Origin of the sequence: Salinivibrio sp. IB282 (assembly GCF_001995685.1) — a bacterium.
Lineage (GTDB): Bacteria > Pseudomonadota > Gammaproteobacteria > Enterobacterales > Vibrionaceae > Salinivibrio > Salinivibrio kushneri.
The window spans coordinates 77566-95328 of the sequence record NZ_MUET01000003.1 but is presented as its reverse complement, the minus strand read 5'-3'; the positions used below and the strand labels follow the sequence as shown (position 1 = coordinate 95328).

The 17763-nt window shown below is 51.7% G+C and carries 14 protein-coding genes and 2 pseudogenes; 9 read left to right on the top strand and 7 right to left on the bottom strand.

Translation table 11 applies throughout. The features are described 5' to 3' along the window. From BZG14_RS15810 to BZG14_RS16050, 3 genes and pseudogenes are all read right to left on the bottom strand, one after another. Positions 1–194, bottom strand: a pseudogene (locus BZG14_RS15810) (IS3 family transposase); the annotation flags it as partial. Positions 195–218: 24 nt separating this feature from the next. Beyond that, positions 219–1340, bottom strand: coding sequence for an ISAs1 family transposase (locus BZG14_RS01590; protein WP_077607789.1), 1122 nt, complete (start codon positions 1338–1340; stop codon positions 219–221). 245 nt (positions 1341–1585) lie between these two features. Continuing rightward, positions 1586–1684, bottom strand: a pseudogene (locus BZG14_RS16050) (IS5/IS1182 family transposase); the annotation flags it as partial. Between the two features lie 10 nt (positions 1685–1694). Here BZG14_RS16050 and BZG14_RS01585 point away from each other — a divergent pair. Both BZG14_RS01585 and BZG14_RS01580 read left to right on the top strand, forming a co-directional pair. Further along, complete coding sequence (locus tag BZG14_RS01585) at positions 1695–2783, top strand: type IV toxin-antitoxin system AbiEi family antitoxin (RefSeq protein WP_198531995.1); 1089 nt, start codon at positions 1695–1697, stop codon at positions 2781–2783. Further along, positions 2737–3570 carry a hypothetical protein gene (locus BZG14_RS01580; RefSeq protein WP_077607788.1) on the top strand — a complete coding sequence of 278 codons (834 nt, stop codon included), beginning with the start codon at positions 2737–2739 and terminating at the stop codon, positions 3568–3570. Before BZG14_RS01585 ends, BZG14_RS01580 begins: the two co-directional genes overlap by 47 nt. A gap of 81 nt (positions 3571–3651) precedes the next feature. Here BZG14_RS01580 and BZG14_RS01575 read toward each other — a convergent pair whose 3' ends face one another. Next, positions 3652–4512, bottom strand: coding sequence for a pirin family protein (locus BZG14_RS01575; protein ID WP_077607787.1), 861 nt, complete (start codon positions 4510–4512; stop codon positions 3652–3654). A 348-nt stretch (positions 4513–4860) separates the two neighbouring features. Between BZG14_RS01575 and BZG14_RS01570 the strand changes: the two genes are divergently transcribed. Further along, the gene (locus tag BZG14_RS01570) at positions 4861–6375 is read left to right on the top strand and encodes an AbgT family transporter (protein ID WP_077607794.1); all 1515 of its coding nucleotides are present in this window, start codon (positions 4861–4863) and stop codon (positions 6373–6375) included. A 98-nt stretch (positions 6376–6473) separates the two neighbouring features. Continuing rightward, positions 6474–7016, top strand: a complete 543-nt coding sequence (gene tadA, locus BZG14_RS01565) for a tRNA adenosine(34) deaminase TadA (protein WP_077599123.1) — start codon at positions 6474–6476, stop codon at positions 7014–7016. Here the strand turns inward: tadA and BZG14_RS15655 are convergent. Further along, the gene (locus BZG14_RS15655) at positions 7013–7174 is read right to left on the bottom strand and encodes a hypothetical protein (RefSeq protein ID WP_167369481.1); all 162 of its coding nucleotides are present in this window, start codon (positions 7172–7174) and stop codon (positions 7013–7015) included. The genes tadA and BZG14_RS15655 overlap by 4 nt on opposite strands. Before the next feature lie 7 nt (positions 7175–7181). After that, the gene (gene mltF / locus BZG14_RS01560) at positions 7182–8702 is read right to left on the bottom strand and encodes a membrane-bound lytic murein transglycosylase MltF (RefSeq protein WP_077607793.1); all 1521 of its coding nucleotides are present in this window, start codon (positions 8700–8702) and stop codon (positions 7182–7184) included. Between the two features lie 425 nt (positions 8703–9127). Between mltF and purL the strand changes: the two genes are divergently transcribed. Together purL and glnB are read left to right on the top strand one after the other, a co-directional pair. Beyond that, entirely contained in the window at positions 9128–13018 is a 3891-nt protein-coding gene (gene purL / locus BZG14_RS01555; RefSeq protein WP_077607786.1) for a phosphoribosylformylglycinamidine synthase, read from the top strand. A gap of 149 nt (positions 13019–13167) precedes the next feature. Further along, the gene (gene glnB / locus BZG14_RS01550; protein WP_046074987.1) at positions 13168–13506 is read left to right on the top strand and encodes a nitrogen regulatory protein P-II; all 339 of its coding nucleotides are present in this window, start codon (positions 13168–13170) and stop codon (positions 13504–13506) included. 103 nt (positions 13507–13609) lie between these two features. On the opposite strand, the gene BZG14_RS01545 is transcribed toward glnB, so the two are convergent. Next, the gene (locus tag BZG14_RS01545; protein ID WP_069363232.1) at positions 13610–14227 is read right to left on the bottom strand and encodes a YitT family protein; all 618 of its coding nucleotides are present in this window, start codon (positions 14225–14227) and stop codon (positions 13610–13612) included. Between the two features lie 523 nt (positions 14228–14750). Between BZG14_RS01545 and glyA the strand changes: the two genes are divergently transcribed. The 3 genes from glyA to ribD all read left to right on the top strand — a co-directional run bounded on the left by glyA (position 14751) and on the right by ribD (position 17760). Next, a complete protein-coding gene (gene glyA, locus BZG14_RS01535) occupies positions 14751–16001 on the top strand; it encodes a serine hydroxymethyltransferase (RefSeq protein WP_077607784.1) in 1251 nt (416 codons plus the stop codon). Positions 16002–16183: 182 nt separating this feature from the next. Beyond that, a complete protein-coding gene (gene nrdR / locus BZG14_RS01530) occupies positions 16184–16633 on the top strand; it encodes a transcriptional regulator NrdR (protein ID WP_077607783.1) in 450 nt (149 codons plus the stop codon). Next, on the top strand, positions 16630–17760 hold the full coding sequence (gene ribD, locus BZG14_RS01525; RefSeq protein ID WP_077607782.1) for a bifunctional diaminohydroxyphosphoribosylaminopyrimidine deaminase/5-amino-6-(5-phosphoribosylamino)uracil reductase RibD: 1131 nt from the start codon (positions 16630–16632) through the stop codon (positions 17758–17760). Before nrdR ends, ribD begins: the two co-directional genes overlap by 4 nt. Positions 17761–17763 lie beyond the last annotated feature (3 nt).

Here is a 17763-nt window from a genome sequence, read left to right as displayed (position 1 = left end):
GCTTGGCCTGCWCCGCTGATACAAGCGCGYTTCCATGCTTTGACTTGCTCGGGGAACAAGCCTCGCTCGCGGCAATATTGACTCAGCTCGGCTTCTGACAGACTGGCTGTTTCCATGACGGTGGCGAACTTGGCTTCAGCTGACCACTGCTCGGTGTTTTTTTGATGACCTGGCACGGGTTTACCTTCGGAACGGAGTCAGGGCGAGCGCATGAGTGTTTATTTTTCAACCATCGCCGGTATGCCTGCGGCTAAAACTTTCTCTAAGAAGCTGGGATTCATGAGACAGCGCTTCTGTTTGGCTACCAAGCTGATCTTGGTCGGCTCAGCCCGCACCATGTTTGAGGCCATGTGTCGCAGACAGGCAAAGTTCGCGGCCCCATTGTCTTTATAAATTTGGCAGGCGTCTTCACCCATGTTGACATCTAACACCCAGTGCATGGCTTCAATGCCCCAATGCGAGCGGATAGCACGGCTTGCCTCATCGGCAGTCAGTGATTTTGAGCTGATATAGTAGCGGTACTCCAGCGACATCGGGCGTCCTTTTTCAACACGCAAAGACTCAACCATGACAAGGCTTTGCAGTGATGGCCAACGAGTAAAGTCGCCTGATAAGCACGCTTTATCAAGCACATAGCACTGACGTGATTCAATACGACCGTGACCATATTCAAACTCGACATCGTCATTGAAGGTTCGACGTTGCTCACTGAATGCCGCGGTGATCGCGTTCGCTAGTTTTCCCTGGTTTTGTTTCACCGCTAATAAGTAATCACCACCTTGCTCAACAATAGCTTTGGCAACTTTCGTTTGACAGGCCATCGCATCGATAGTGACCAGCGCACCGCGTAAATCGAGTAGGCGAATTAACTCAGTAATCGCATTGATTTCATTGCTTTTTTCTTCAGTCTTGAGCTGCCCAAGCACTAGGTGGTTTTCGCTGGCATACGCACTGACCATGTGGATCGTACTACTTCTATCTTCACGGTTGTAAGAGCCTCTCAGCGTTTTACCGTCGATCGCGACCACCTGACCATCCGTCATTTGATGGACAGCTTTCATCCAATCGATAAAGCAGGCTTGAAAGGCACTCGGTTCAATCGAAGAGATGGCGCGAGCGATGGTATCATCGGCAGGAATACCGTCTTTAAACATACCGTTACGCTTAAACCACTCATGGTGCCCTAGGATGTATTCTCGAATCTCGTACCATCCTTTCGACCCCGCAATCACCGCGCACAATGAAGCAAAAAGCAGGTCGAATAGTGGGTAGGTTATCTTGGCACTCTGGCGATTATCATCAACGGTGCTGAAGTAGTCTTTAAATGTATCGATATCCACAGTATCTATCCCGAACTATTTTAGAATCGACCTATATGATCACAGCCAGAGGTGATCGTCAAACCGATCCTTTTTTGGTTAAAAAACGTTCGCGATCTCGCCCTGCTGCTCATGATGCCTCTACTCCCAATATTACTTAAGAAAATTTAGTGTTAATGGGGGGAGGGGCATTATTGATCAATGATATTAATATAAAGCACTGATCCAAAGGGATTATCCGCCCCCCATCGATCAACTCGGTAGCTAACAGGCCTACCAAGTCTTATGACTTTGTTCATCGTTTTCACGTTGGCTAGTACTTCGCCAACTTGTGCATTGTAATCACGCAGTTTCAGTCGCGCGTTACGCTAACCGGTGCCTGCTTCACTCAAGCTCTCCGCTTATCTTGCAGAATTTTATGTTCACGACTATTATTTATTCATGATTCATGAACGGTATTTGTGTGTGAACGAGAACTCGACACTACTAATGCGAGCTTTGGATAATCTGCCTTCGCATATTCAAGGGGAGTATACTTTCGCTCCAGAGCCGGATGGTGGGCCTTACACCGATGCCGAGGTGACTCTGACAGTGCACGGCCAATGCTACTCGTTTAGCGCTGAAATAAAGCGTATCCACCGTAAAGAAAGCCTATCCGCATTGCTAGGCGCTGCTCGCTCAGACAATCTGTTGGTGTGTAACAGACTGACGACTCATCTCGCCGATTTTTGCACCAAGAACGCGATCAATTTTATTGATGAGGCCGGTAATGCTCGCGTGAGCTTTAACGGGCTAAATCTATGGATTGACGGGAAAAACAGCACTGAAAACCACCTTGCAACTCCACAGCCGGCAAATCCAGGGTTAGGTTTTATGAAGCTGTTGTTTCCTTTGTTGGTTCAGGAAGATGTGTTGCATCTGCCGTTTCGAACTATAGCCGAGATGGCGAATATCTCATTAGGTATGGTGAGTAAGGGGTTTAAATACCTAGAGGCTGAAAAGCTTGTCAGTATGGGTAGTACCCGTCGCATTCTAGATAAAGAGGCCCTTTATCAGATCTGGATTGAACACTATCGTACCGTACTTAGGCCAAAGCTCGGAGGGCTAAAATTAGTTGCGCCGGATGATTGGCGAGACATCCCTTTAACATCCAAGGATTGCTGGGGGGGAGAAGCCGCTGCCGATGAACTGACACGCTATTTACAGCCTTATGAGTTACAGCTCTTTACCTTTGAACCATTGCAAAAAAAGCTTGCGCTGCTCAAGGCAAAGCCAGACGCTTCCGGCAGACTTTGGGTAGTGCCTGCATTCTGGGGAAAGGCGCTGGATATCAATATCAATGCCAAGGCATTGCTGGCTGTTGCTGAGCTACTTGCAAGTAGAGATAGCCGAAACAAGGAGGTTGCCGAACGCATCAATGAGCAATATCTACAGCTTAAAACACTGCCTGAACCCCGGGTTTGAGTCTGTACTGACACTGATCACCCGCACAACCCAGCAAACTGGCGTACCATTTTTTGTTGCTGGGGCAACGGCAAGAGATCTCGTTTTGTATCATGTGTTTGGCCGTGATCCCGGCCGTCAGACTCGGGATATTGATACCGGCATTCTGGTACCGGGGTGGGACGCGTTCTCCAGCGTAAAACATGCTTTGTTGGATGCCGGATTAAGCGCGACCAATAAAGCGCATCGGCTTAAAGATCCTGACAGTGGTTTGCCAATTGATATTATTCCCTTTGGTGCCATCGCCGATGAAGCAGGTGAAATACAATGGCCACCGGAGCATGCTGTCACCATGACGGTAGCTGGATTTCATGAAGCTTACGATGCCGCTTTATCAATAGACCTAGGGCAGGGCGATATTATCAAAGTTGCGTCTTTGGCTGGGCTGACTTTGCTAAAACTGATTGCCTGGCAGGAGCGGGGGAACGAGAGCAGCAAAGACGCATCTGACTTTCTAACCATTCTTCTTGAGTATCAGCATATTCAGGCGGATCGTTTGTGGGAGCCTTATATCCCAGCAGAGCGCTTAGAGTATGATACCGAGCGGCAAGGGGCCTTCTTGCTCGGATACGATTTGAAAATGATCTTATCTGAGCCTGCTACCAACCCTGAGACCATCACCCGGATTACCGTATTGGCGGCGGATACGGATGGATTGGTCAGGGCTCAGTTCAGAAGTCAGAACCTTTGTAGTTATGAGAGGGTAGAGCAGCTGCAAAATGGCTTTTGGGCAGGGCTAGAGTTGTAAGAACAGTTTCAAAAAACAAAGTCCGCGAAATGGCGGACTTTTCTATTGGYATTCGCGGATGACAGCGTCTTGGCTCAGTCCTTATAACTGTCCGAATTTACCTGCTTGCAGATCGTTGAACGCTTGCAAAATCTCTTGCTTGGTATTCATCACAAAAGGGCCATGACCGACGATGGGATCGGTGATGGGCTCGCCACTGAGTAGCAAAATCACGCTATCTTGTGAGGCGTGCAATGCGACCTCGCGGCCTTGGCGGCTAAGCAGTGCCATATCGGCGTCGCCAATTGGGTCAGTTCCGTTGATACTGACTTTACCTTCCAGCACTACCACCGCGGTGGTCCAGTCTTGGGGGAGTGTAAGCTGCGTTTTCCCGTCAGCGTTTAGTCGTATATCCCAAACCTGCATAGGGCTGAAGGCTCTGGCCGGCCCCTGATAACCGTCAAACTCACCGGCAATGACCCGTAATGTGCCCGCCTTATCGGCCAGGGTAACCTCGGGGATATCGGCTTTTTTAATGCCTTGATAACTTGGGTCGGTCATTTTGTCTTGTTTGGGAAGGTTGACCCACAGCTGCACCRTTTGCAGCTCGCCGCCAGTGTGGCTGAACACACTGGAATGAAACTCCTCATGCATAATGCCGCTGCCTGCGGTCATCCACTGCACATCCCCGGGGCCAATCACGCCGCCTTTACCAGTGGAGTCACGATGCTCTACTTCGCCTTGATACACAATGGTTACGGTTTCAAAGCCGCGATGGGGGTGTTCACCCACGCCTCGCTTCACGCCATCGGCAGGAAAGTGCATTGGACCGGCATAGTCCAGCAGTAAAAAGGGACTCATCTCCGCCGCTTGATGGTGATAGGAAAATAGCGAACGGGCTGGGAAACCATTGCCTACCCAGTGTGCTGCTGGGGCTTTAGTAATACGCGAAATGGATTTCATGGTGCTCTCCTACCATTGATGTCCCTCCATTATAAAGTCGCTACTGCAGAGTGCTAAGGATCAATATGCCTATCCCACGCCAGCGGTCTTTTTGTTTCTAAATATTTCAGCGCGCCCTGTAAGCATCCGTTTTTTGTGCTGCTTTTCTAATTAAAAAACAATTTAACATTTGGTTAACTGGCTTACTTATGGCTAACTATGCTGTTTTTTGCTTTACTGGTGAAAGTTTGTCATTTTAATGTCACTAAAACCTGCTCCAGCAGGTAAGCAAAGACACAACATCGAAAAATGGAGTAAACAGTGAGCCAACACATAAGCGACTCAGCCGATGCTGGCCAGCCGCGCGGCATGGATCGGTTTTTGAACATGATAGAGCGGGCAGGGAACCGCATTCCGGATCCCGCGTTATTGTTTTTTTGGGGGCTGATCACCGTCTGGGTATTGTCAGCTATTCTCTCTCAGATCTCTTTTGATTCAGTCCACCCTTTGACTGGTGATGCTGTCCAAGTCAAAAACCTGCTCACCGGCGATGCGCTAGCCCACTTTTTAGCCAATATGGTTGACACCTTTACTGGATTTGCGCCGCTGGGGATAGTTTTGGTGGCGATGCTTGGTGTAGGTGTGGCCGATCAGTCCGGCTTTATTACCACCGGCCTCAAGAAAATGCTGAGTGTAACGCCGAAGCAAGCGCTCACACCTATGCTGATTTTAGTGGCGATTGTCTCCCACACCGCCGCAGATGCTGGCTATGTGCTGGTGATCCCACTCGGCGGGATTATCTTCCACGCGGCGGGTCGTCATCCTCTGGCCGGTATTGCCGCCGCCTTTGCTGGCGTATCGGGTGGGTTTTCGGCCAATTTTATTCCGTCAGGGATTGATCCATTGCTGGCCGGTTTTACTGAATCTGCCGCGCATGTGTTGGACGATAGCTACCAGGTAAACCCGCTTGCGAACCTGTATTTCACCGGCTTGTCGTCGATTTTAATCGTGGCGCTGGGCTGGTTTGTGACTGAGAAAATTGTCGAGCCACGCTTAAATCGCACACCGATTGATGAGGATGCTGAAGAGGCACCGGATTTGGGCTCTTTTACGGCGATTGAAGGTAAAGCCTTTAATCGTGCTGGTCTGGCGATGCTACTAGGGATCGCTGCGCTGGTGGCGGCCTCGTGGCCAGAAACGTCCCCGCTTCGCTCTCCGGCGGGCGAGCTGACCGCGTTTGATGCACCGATTATGCAATCGATCGTGCCGCTGATTTTTGTGCTGTTTATCATTCCAGGCATTGTTTATGGCAAAACCGCGGGCACCTTTAAAACCAGTCAAGATGTGATTAAATCCATGTCTGACACCATGGCGACCATGGGTGCGTATATGGTGATGGCGTTTTTCTGCGCGCAATTCTTAGCCGCATTCACCCAATCAAATATTGGTACTTTGTTAGCGCTGAATGGCGCGGAGCTGTTGCAGTCAATGAACCTGCCAGGTGAGATGACGATTGTGGGGATGATTTTGCTCACCGCACTCGTGAACCTGTTAATCGGTTCTGCGTCAGCGAAATGGGGTCTGATTGGACCGATTCTCGTGCCGATGTTAATGGTCGTGGGCATTTCCCCTGAATTGTCGCAAGCGGCTTATCGAGTGGGTGATTCCGTGTCGAACATTATCTCGCCATTAATGGTGTTCTTCCCACTGGTGGTGGTGTATTGCCAGCGCTATGTCAAAGCAACAGGCATTGGCACCGTGGCGTCAATGATGATCCCTTACTCGCTTACCATGCTGGTAGGTTGGACCTTGTTCTTGTTGGCGTACTGGGCATTCGGATTACCTCTGGGCATTCAAGCCAGTTACCAATACTTGATGCAGTAATACGCTGTTGTGCGTTGAGTGTTTTAAGCCGGCCTTCGAGCCGGCTTATTTGTATCGTATACTGAGGGCGTATTAGGTTGTGAGTCATAGAGGTTGGAATGAAAGATCCACATGCGTCGGATAGCGAGCACGACGTCTATATGCGCCAAGCGATCCAGCTAGCAGACAAGGCGGAGCAAGAGGGTGAAGTACCTGTCGGCGCCGTGGTGGTGTATCAAGGTGAGGTGGTGGGCACGGGGTGGAACCGAACCATTACCCAGCATGATGCCACCGCCCATGCCGAAGTCATGGCCTTACGCCAAGCCGGCCAAGTGCTGGGGAATTATCGTTTATTAGACGCGGATCTTTATGTGACACTCGAACCGTGCCCGATGTGTGCGGCAGCGATCGTGCATGGCCGTGTCAGAAAAGTCTACTTTGGCGCGCCGGATCCCAAAACGGGGGCTGCCGGTTCGGTAATGAACTTGCTGAGCTATGAGGGTGTGAATCACCATGTGCACAGTGAGGGCGGGGTGCTAGAAACCGAATGCCGTGCGCAATTACAAGCCTTTTTCCGCCGTCGTCGCGCCGAAAAAAAGGCCGCTAAAAAAGCAGCCTGTCAATCTCAATCTTGCTTACCTGACTCAGGCAAGGTGTCCTAGAACGCGTCATCAAAGGCGGCAAATTCACGAATCGCGAAGGCACGTTGTCGCCAAAGCACCTTTTTGTGCATATTTTGGCGCATCCGCTTACGCCGGTTAGCGGATGAAATATTGTTTTTGCGAAAGCTCTGTTTCACCAGCCGTTTTCTTGGAACCATGCTGCCCTCATTGTGGTTGCGTGTCTGATTGCGGTGTCGAGTTATCCTCTGACTGTGATGACGCCGAATCTGGCGCTTGCTCGGTTGTTTGCTCGGGGGCATTTTCCGACGACTCATCAGGGGCGACGATCGTTTGTAGGCCACCGAGATCTTCAACTTGTTGGCTATCGAGAGATTCTATATGCGCTTTCTCATAGCCTAGAATACTTTGGTAATAGCGGCGAATATTCTCGACGTAGCTAAGCGCCTCGTAGCCACGTGCGTAACCATAGCGTGTTTGAGTGTAATACTGACGCTTGGCTAATAAAGGTAGGCGCTGTTTTACATCGCTCCAAGAGTTAGGGTCGGCCCCTTGTGCGTCAGTGAGTCGGCGTGCGTCCATCATATGGCCAAACCCAATGTTATAAGAGGCGAGGGCAAACCAAATGCGCTCATGTGGATTGACACTGGCAGGCACACGGTCAAGTACGCGTTGCAAGTAAAGCGAGCCGCCTTTAATACTTTGTTCCGGATCGAGACGATTGCGCACACCCACGGATTTAGCAGTCGGCAGGGTGAGCATCATCATACCGCGCACCCCGGTGGGCGAGATCGCCCGTGGGTTCCAATGTGACTCTTGATACGATAGGGCCGCCAGCAAGCGCCAATCAAAATCGTTCGCATGCTTTTTGAAAAGCGGCTCCCATTTAGGCAACTTGCTCTCTAATGCCCGTAAAAAGGCGCGGGTATCGACGTAATCAAATTGGTCGACGTGACCAAAATACTTCTCTTCTAAGATAGCCAATTCGCCAGTTTGGTTGATCTCACCAAAAAAATTGACCATCAAGGCATAGGCGCTGCTGTCGCCTTGTTTTTTCATAAACCAGGCGACAGGCTCGTCCTCACTGAGGGCCATGGCGACGGCAATATCTGGGTGGGTGCGTTGCATCAAGGCAATATCGACGGAATCGGCAATGGTAAAGTCAATCTCACCGTCTGCGACTTGTTTAAGCAGCTCATCATCGTCGGCGTCTTGCACCACTTTCCAGCTGAGATCGGGGTGGTCTTGTTTTAGCGCTTGCAGGGTGAGGTCGTGGCTAGAATCTTCCACTACCGCCATGGTGGCATCGTCACGGTTAAAGTCATCGACATCGCGTGGGCGCCAATGTCCCTTTTTGTACACCACTTGTTGGCTGACAAAGTAGTAGGCGGGGCCAGGGCGAAACTGGGCTAAACGTTGGTCGGTAATGGTAAGGCCAGCGGCAATCAGATCCACATCACCGCGCTTGAGAGCAGGGAAGAGCCCGGACAAGGTGTAGGTCGGCACCATTTCCAGTTTTACCCCGAGCTTATCAGCAAAACGTGATGCAAGCTCGTAATCTAGCCCGGTGGGGCCATCAGGACCTATATAGTATGAGAGTTCGTTGTTGAGTGTCCCGACTCTTAAAACGCCGCGGTCACGGATTTTTTCTAGAACGGTACGATCGTCGAAGGTCCAATCACAGCCTGTGACGGCGAGGCTAAGCACAAGTACCGTTAGGCTAATCATCCATGATCGCAAAGAAAAGTCACGCTGTGTCAAAGGCTGTCGCTCACTGTTGCATGCCAGCATCAAACCGCTAGCGCTGATCGATAGACGCGTCATTCTACGTGAATAGACGTCAGACCGATAGAGGGAAAATTTTTTGCGCAAACGGTTGCGTGAGGTGTGTTGTCGTTGACGGTTTTCCCCTATAATGGCGGCCGCTTGGGCAAAATGCCAGCATTAAAACGCGGGTTGAGCGGCGCATCACTCGGAGTTCTCAGTGAATTCGCTTTATGCGTAATGCGTGAACGGTATCCGCGCTTACCGTTAAATATAACCGTGACAACTGCCATTGCGGCAAGGTCAGTGGTGATACCCAAGTTATGGTGCCAGGGTGCGATAACTTGGGTATACCCCTTTCATTTACCGCTAACGAGAGACGTACGCACATGGATATTTTGCGTGGTTCCCCCGCACTGTCTGAGTTTCGTGTAAACAAATTACTGGCGAGCTGCCAAGCACACCAGTTACCTGTCACGGCACTGTATGCTGAGTTTATTCATTTTGCCGATTTGCATCAGCCTTTGGATAGCGCCAGTCGCGAGAAGCTCGAAAAGCTACTGACTTACGGACCAACCTTACCACCGCATGCCCCGGAAGGGACGCTGTTTCTTGTGACCCCACGTCCAGGCACCTTGTCGCCGTGGTCCTCCAAGGCGACGGATATTGCCCATAACTGCGGCTTGGATGCGGTCAAACGCTTGGAGCGCGGGACGGCGTACTATATTCAGTTATCTGCGCCTTTGACCAATGAGCAACACGCGACCTTAATCGGATTGTTGCACGATCGGATGATGGAAACGGTGTTCAGCGAGCTTGAGGCTGCCGCAGTGCTGTTCGAGCAAGCGGAACCTGCGCCGATGCATAGCGTAGACATTCTCTCGGGTGGCCGCGTCGCCTTAGTCGAGGCCAACCAAGCCTTAGGGTTGGCACTGGCAGAAGACGAAATTGACTATCTGGTCGAGAACTTCACCCAGCTGGGGCGTAATCCTAACGACATCGAACTGATGATGTTTGCGCAAGCCAACTCTGAGCATTGCCGCCACAAAATCTTTAACGCCGACTGGACTATTGATGGTGAAAAGCAGCCCAGATCGCTGTTTAAGATGATCAAAAACACCTACGAGCAAACCCCAGATAACGTGCTGTCGGCGTATAAAGACAACGCGGCCGTGATGACGGGCTCAAACGTTGGGCGCTTTTTCCCTAGCCCAGAGAGCCACAGCTATCAGTATCATCATGAGCCTGCCCATATTTTGATGAAGGTGGAAACCCATAACCACCCCACCGCGATTTCACCCTGGCCAGGCGCGGCGACCGGCTCTGGCGGTGAAATTCGTGACGAGGGGGCAACCGGTGCTGGGGGAAAACCCAAAGCAGGATTGGTCGGTTTTTCCGTCTCTAACCTCAAAATTCCGGGCTTCATTCAGCCGTGGGAGCGAGACTATGGCAAGCCTGAGCGCATTGCCTCTGCGCTCGATATTATGCTGGAAGGCCCTTTGGGCGGCGCGGCGTTTAACAACGAATTTGGCCGTCCTAACCTGCTGGGTTATTTCCGTACCTATGAACAATCAGTCACCTCACATGCCGGAGAAGAAGTGCGTGGCTATCACAAGCCGATCATGCTCGCAGGCGGAATGGGGAACATCCGTGACGGCCATGTGCAAAAAAGTGAGATTGATGTGGGGGCCAAACTGATTGTGTTAGGTGGCCCGGCGATGAACATCGGCCTTGGTGGTGGAGCAGCATCGTCGATGGCATCCGGCCAGTCGGCGGAAGACTTAGACTTTGCCTCGGTTCAGCGTGAGAACCCAGAAATGGAGCGTCGCTGCCAAGAAGTGATCGATCGTTGMTGGCAGCTTGGTGAGGACAATCCAATTGCCTTTATCCATGATGTGGGCGCGGGTGGCCTGTCCAATGCCATGCCAGAGCTGGTCGATGATGGCGGCCGCGGTGGACGCTTTAACCTGCGTGATATTCCGAATGATGAGCCGGGAATGAGCCCGCTCGCCATTTGGTGTAACGAGTCACAAGAGCGCTATGTCTTGGCGGTCAAACCCGAAAACCTGGCGCGTTTTGAAGCCCTGTGTGAGCGTGAACGCGCCCCGTACGCAGTGATTGGTGATGCCACCGATGCGCGTCACCTGTCGCTTGACGACAGCCACTTCGGTAATAGCCCTATCGATATGCCGATGGATATTCTGTTGGGTAAGGCGCCCAAAATGCACCGTGATGTCACGCGTCAGCAAGTGACAGGTGTTGCGCTTAACCCCCAAGATATAGAGCTGGCACAAGCCTGTGAGCGTGTTTTACGCTTGCCGGCGGTGGCGGAGAAAACCTTCTTGATCACCATCGGTGACCGCTCGGTGACTGGACTGGTTGCCCGTGACCAAATGGTCGGTCCGTGGCAGGTACCGGTCGCTAACTGTGCGGTGACGGCGGCCAGCTATGACAGTTATCACGGCGAAGCGATGGCGATGGGTGAGCGAACGCCTGCAGCCTTGCTCGACTTTGCTGCCTCTGCCCGAATGGCGGTCGGGGAAGCACTCACCAATATCGCCTGTGCCGATATTGGTAGCCTGACCAACATTAAACTGTCTGCCAATTGGATGTCCGCGGCGGGTCATCCGGGCGAGGATGCTGGTTTGTACGAAGCGGTCAAAGCCGTGGGCGAGGAGCTGTGTCCTGAGTTGTCACTGACCATTCCGGTGGGTAAAGACTCAATGTCGATGAAAACCCAGTGGCAGCAAGACGATGAAAATAAAACTGTCACCGCGCCGATGTCGCTGATCATCACCGCCTTTGGGCGTGTGGAAGATGTGCGTCGTACCGTGACCCCACAATTACGTACCGATAAAGGTGATAGTCAGCTGATTGCGATAGACCTCGGTGAAGGGGCGCAGCGTCTGGGCGCAACTGCGTTGGCTCAGGTGTATCATCAATTGGGCGATAAGCCTGCCGATGTCACCAGCAGCGCCCGCCTAAAAGGCTTTTTCAATGCGATGCAAACCTTGGTGGCAGAGCAAAAGCTATTGGCATATCACGACCGAGCCGACGGCGGACTTTTCGTTACCTTGGCAGAAATGGCGTTTGCCGGCCACACCGGTATCGACGTCGACATCGCCCGTTTAGGCGACGATGCCTTGTCAGTGTTGTTTAACGAAGAGCTGGGTGCGGTGATCCAAGTGGCAGCGCCAGATCTCGAGCGCGTTAATGCGGTGTTGGCCGAACATCAATTGACCGCATGCAGCCACCTGATTGGCGGCCTAAGTGATAGCGATGAAATTATCTTGCGTCACGGTGAGGCACCTATCTATCAAGCCAGTCGCCAGCACCTACGTCAGATTTGGGCCGAAACCACCTATCAGATGCAAGCGCGTCGCGATAACCCAGATTGTGCACGCCAAGAGTTTGACGCTAAACAAGCGACCGATCCCGGTTTGCACGCCAGCCTGAGCTTTGATGTGCACCAAGATATTGCTGCGCCATATATCGCTACTGGCCAACAACCGACTATGGCTGTTTTGCGTGAGCAAGGCGTGAATTCGCATGTGGAAATGGCCGCCGCCTTCGATCGCGCTGGATTTAACGCCGTGGATGTTCATATGAGTGACATTCTCTCAGGACGCGTCAGTTTGGACGGTTTCCAAGGGCTGGTGGCCTGTGGCGGTTTCTCTTACGGTGACGTGTTAGGCGCTGGTGAAGGTTGGGCGAAATCCATTCTGTTTAACAGCCGTGCGCGCGACCAATTTAGTGCCTTCTTTGGTCGTGAAGACACCTTGGCACTTGGCGTGTGTAATGGCTGTCAGATGTTATCGAACCTGCATGAACTGATCCCAGGCGCCGCACACTGGCCACGATTTGTTCGTAACGAGTCCGAGCGCTTTGAGGCCCGCTTTAGCATGGTGGAAGTGCAATCAAGCCCCTCCGCCTTCTTTGCTGGGATGGCGGGGTCACGGATGCCCATTGCGGTATCGCATGGTGAGGGACGCGTGGAAGTGYGCGATGCGGATCATCTGGCGGCGATTGAGGCGTCAGGCACGGTGGCGCTACGTTACACCGATAATCACGGCCAGCCAACACAAGCGTATCCGGCCAACCCGAACGGGTCACCCAGTGGCATTACCGCTTTGACCACAGAGTCGGGCCGCGTCACCATTATGATGCCGCACCCTGAGCGGGTATTCCGTACCGTCGCCAACTCTTGGCACCCGGATGATTGGGGCGAAGACAGTGCGTGGATGCGCATGTTCCGCAACGCGCGAGTGACCCTAGGTTAATCGCGAAATAGGATATCAGCCGCCATCGATTGGCGGCTTTTTTGTATTATGCGTGAATCGATGGATGATTTTTTATCATGCTGCGATACAATTTCAGCTAAACACTTGATCCATCAGGACCGGCTGCGGCCAACGAGAGGGATAACACAATGAAAAAAATTGAAGCCATCATCAAGCCATTTAAACTCGATGACGTGCGCGAAGCGCTAGCTGATGTGGGCATCACGGGGATGACTGTCTCAGAAGTAAAGGGATTTGGTCGTCAAAAGGGCCATACCGAGCTGTATCGTGGCGCCGAATATATGGTCGACTTTTTGCCTAAGGTGAAGCTYGAAGTGATCGTCAGTAACGATGTAGCCGAGCAGTGTGTCGATACCATTATTGATACCGCACAAACCGGTAAAATCGGTGATGGCAAAATCTTTGTCTTTGATGTTGAGCGCGTGGTGCGCATCCGTACCGGTGAGGAAGACGAAGAAGCGATTTAATCACGCGTCTGAGTGCAATCAAGTCAGTACGAAAAAGCCAAGCATCATGCTTGGCTTTGTTGTTTTGCGCCGTCTTATTGTATTGCTTGGCGTTAAAGGGCGCTTAAGCGCCAGGGTTAGCAGGGTGCGCTTGATAGCGCCCAGGCTTGTGGTTCATTGCCAAGACTAAGTTGAGTACGATTGCGCCAACCACCGACCACATCAGCAGGTTTAAATCGATGAGGAAGAAAGATAACGCGAGAATGGTGCAGTCGATGCCCATTTGTAGCTTTCCTGCCGAGATCCCAAACTTGTCCTGACAATAGAGTACCAGCACGTTAAAGCCACCTAAGCTGGCATTGTGGCGGAAAATCATCAGCATGCCGACGCCCATTAGCAAACCACCAATCACCGCACAGTACGCAGGGGCCAGCCAGGTAATTTCAAAGAAGTAGGCAATATGATCAGCCATCACCGATACCGCGCCACCGGCGAGTAAGCTGCGCACAGCAAAGCGCGGGCTCATACGAAACCAAGCCATTAAATAAAACGGGCAATTACACAGAAAATATAAAGTACCGAACGATAGGTCGGTAAACTGGCTGACCAACAAGGCAAGACCAGTGGTCCCGCCGGTTAAAAGTCCGGCTTGTTGCAAAAAAAACACCCCTTGGGCGACTAGAAACGCGCCCGAGGCGATAGCAATAATGTCTTCTTTAAAGCTGTGTTGGTACTGACTCACACGGCTTCTCCCTACTTAATTAGCGTGATAAAAACAAAAACGTGATTACAACAAAAAGGCCGCCAAAACCCAGCGGGCTGGCGGTAAAAAAGTTAATGGGATAATCGGGCGCGGATTTTATCGCCAATTAGGTCGAAGAGAAAGCCGATGAGGTAAATCACGTGAATGTAGAACGTCAGCATTATGATACTCAGCTGTAAAATCTTTACACCGACCATGTGCGTTGACGCCCGGCCATTATCATCGCCATGCGCAATAAAAAAATGTGACACAGACTACCTGACAGGATGGATTTTTTGTAGAATAGAAAACGCACTCATAGCGGTAACGAAAACGTTTGCGTAGGTGCCTGGAATGAACAATTTTCCTTGGCTTAATCGCTTTGATTTGTCATGTTAAGGCGACTAAGCCAAGGGGTGATCGAAGCCATCACGCCAGCACACGTTTTTGCTAGGGGAGTTGAAAGCGCCCTAGCGTTCGCTTTTGGGGTTATTGCCCGCCAATGTTAAGTCAGGAGAGACAAATGCTAAAGCGTGACATGAATATCGCGGATTACGATCCCGCCCTGTTTGCCGCCATTGAAGAAGAAACGGCGCGCCAGGAAGAACACATTGAGCTGATCGCATCAGAAAACTACACCAGCCCACGCGTGATGGAAGCGCAAGGCTCTCAACTGACCAACAAGTACGCAGAAGGCTACCCAGGTAAGCGTTATTACGGTGGCTGTGAGTACGTAGACAAAGCGGAAGCGCTCGCGATTGAGCGCGCGTGTGAGTTGTTTGGTTGTGAGTATGCCAACGTGCAGCCTCATTCAGGCTCACAAGCGAATAGCGCGGTTTATATGGCCCTGCTAAATCCAGGCGACACGGTTTTAGGTATGAGCTTGGCGCATGGTGGTCACTTAACCCATGGCTCGCCGGTCAACTTCTCTGGTAAGCATTATCATGTGATCCCTTATGGCATTGATGAAGCGGGCAAGATCGATTACGAGCAAATGGAACAGCTGGCGCTGGAGCACAAACCCAAAATGCTGATCGGTGGCTTCTCTGCTTACTCACAAGTGGTGGATTGGAAGCGCATGCGTGAAATCGCTGATAAAGTCGGTGCATGGCTGTTGGTGGATATGGCGCACGTCGCAGGTCTGATTGCGGCGGGCGTATATCCTGATCCCTTGCCACACGCGCACGTGGTCACCACCACCACCCACAAAACCCTGGCGGGCCCTCGCGGTGGTTTGATCTTGTCGAATGCCGGTGAAGACCTCTATAAAAAGCTTAACTCTGCGGTGTTCCCTGGTGGGCAAGGTGGCCCACTGATGCACGTGATTGCGGGTAAAGCGGTGGCGTTTAAAGAAGCGATGGAGCCTGAGTTTAAGGCTTACCAAGCGCGCGTAATTGATAACGCACGCGCGATGGTTAAAGGCTTCCAAGCCCGCGGTTATAAAATCGTATCGGATTCCACTGACAACCACCTGTTGTTGGTTGATTTAATTGATAAAGGCATCACTGGGAAAGAAGCAGACGCAGCACTGGGTGCGGCCAACATCACGGTCAACAAAAACAGTGTGCCGAACGACCCACGCAGTCCGTTTGTCACCTCTGGCATTCGTGTGGGCACGCCTGCGATTACACGTCGTGGCTTTACCGAACAAGATGCCGAACAGCTTGCGCACTGGATGTGTGATGTCTTGGATAACATCGGTAATGAGCAAGTGATTGCCGAGACCAAAGAAAAAGTGCAAGCGATTTGCCGTCGCCTGCCTGTGTATGCCTAATTATTGGCACGAAAATGAATAGGTTGTAAGGCGCCCTCGGGCGTCTTTTTTGTTTTTACTGGCATCACCGACCTTAAAGGGTTTGTTTAGCACACAAAACCACCATAAAGTCCTCTTCAATAGGCTTTTTCATCGCTGCAAATCGGTTACACTAGCAAGACGATATTGAGGAGGCGACACTCATGCACTGTCCATTTTGTGGTACTACCGACACCAAAGTGATCGATTCTCGTCTTGTGGCTGATGGTCACCAAGTTCGCCGTCGTCGCCAATGTTTGGCGTGCGCAGAGCGTTATACCACGTTCGAAACGGCAGAGTTAGTGATGCCACGGGTGATTAAGACCAACGGCAACCGAGAACCGTTTGACGAAGAGAAACTACGTGGCGGCATTCAACGCGCATTAGAAAAACGCCCAGTGAGCGCCGATGACATTGAAAAAGCGATCAACGGTATAAAGTCACGTTTGCGCGCTACCGGAGAGCGCGAAATTGGCTCTGCCATGGTGGGGAACTTGGTGATGGAAGCGCTCAAGGAGCTAGATAAAGTGGCTTATATTCGTTTTGCCTCTGTGTACCATAGTTTTGAAGACATTCGTGAATTTGGCGAAGAAATCGCACGGTTGCAAAAATGAGTCAAAGCGAACGCGATAAAACCATGATGATGCGCGCGTTAGCGCTCGCAGCCCAAGGTCGCTATACCACCACGCCTAATCCCAATGTTGGTTGTGTGATTGCACAGGGCGACGAAGTGGTCGGTGAAGGGTTTCATATCGCCCCCGGCGGCCCGCACGCTGAAGTGCATGCATTAAAGGCTGCGGGAGCACGCGCACAAGGCGCGACAGCTTACGTCACCTTAGAGCCTTGCTCTCACTATGGTCGTACGCCGCCGTGTTGCGATGCCTTAATTGCCGCCAACGTCAGCCGCGTGGTGTGCGCGATGCAAGATCCAAACCCTAAAGTGGCTGGACGTGGTATCGCACGGTTACAAGAAGCAGGCATTGAGGTGGTTGTGGGCGTGATGCTTGAACAGGCAAAAGCGCTGAACCCTGGTTTTATCAAACGTATGCAAACTAAAATGCCGTATGTGCAGCTTAAACTGGCGGGAAGCCTTGATGGGCGCACGGCATTGGCGAATGGGCAAAGTAAATGGATTACCGGTGAGCCCGCGCGTGCCGATGTGCAAGCATTTCGCGCGCAAGCCAGCGCCATTTTATCAACCAGTGCCACGGTGCTTGCCGATGATCCTAGCTTAAATATTCGCAATGGTCAGCTTCCCGCTGACATTCTCGATACCTACCCGCAGCCATCCTTGCGTCAGCCCACACGGATAATTTTGGATAAAGACAATAAAACCTCTCCTGATGCGACTGTTTATCAACTAGAGGGCGATGTGATCCGTGTTGTTGATACGCCGAGTAACCAGCTGTGGCCGGATAACGTTCAAGAGTGGGTGATGCCAGGTGCGTCATTGTCTGCCATTCTGCGCGCCCTGGCCGAGCATAATATTGACAAAATATGGGTTGAAGCGGGCGCGAGGCTGGCGGCTCAGTTACTCACCGAATCGTTAGTTGATGAGCTGATCGTTTACCAAGCGCCAATGTTGTTAGGGGGCGATAGTCGCCCCTTGGTTGCGTTAGACGGGATGCAACAGATGGACGATGCACCGCGTTTCCAGTTTAATCAGGTGAAGGTGATCGGTGACGATGTTCGCTTAACCGCCATGCTCTCTGAGCATGCTGTGACCACGCAAGAGTATTAAAGA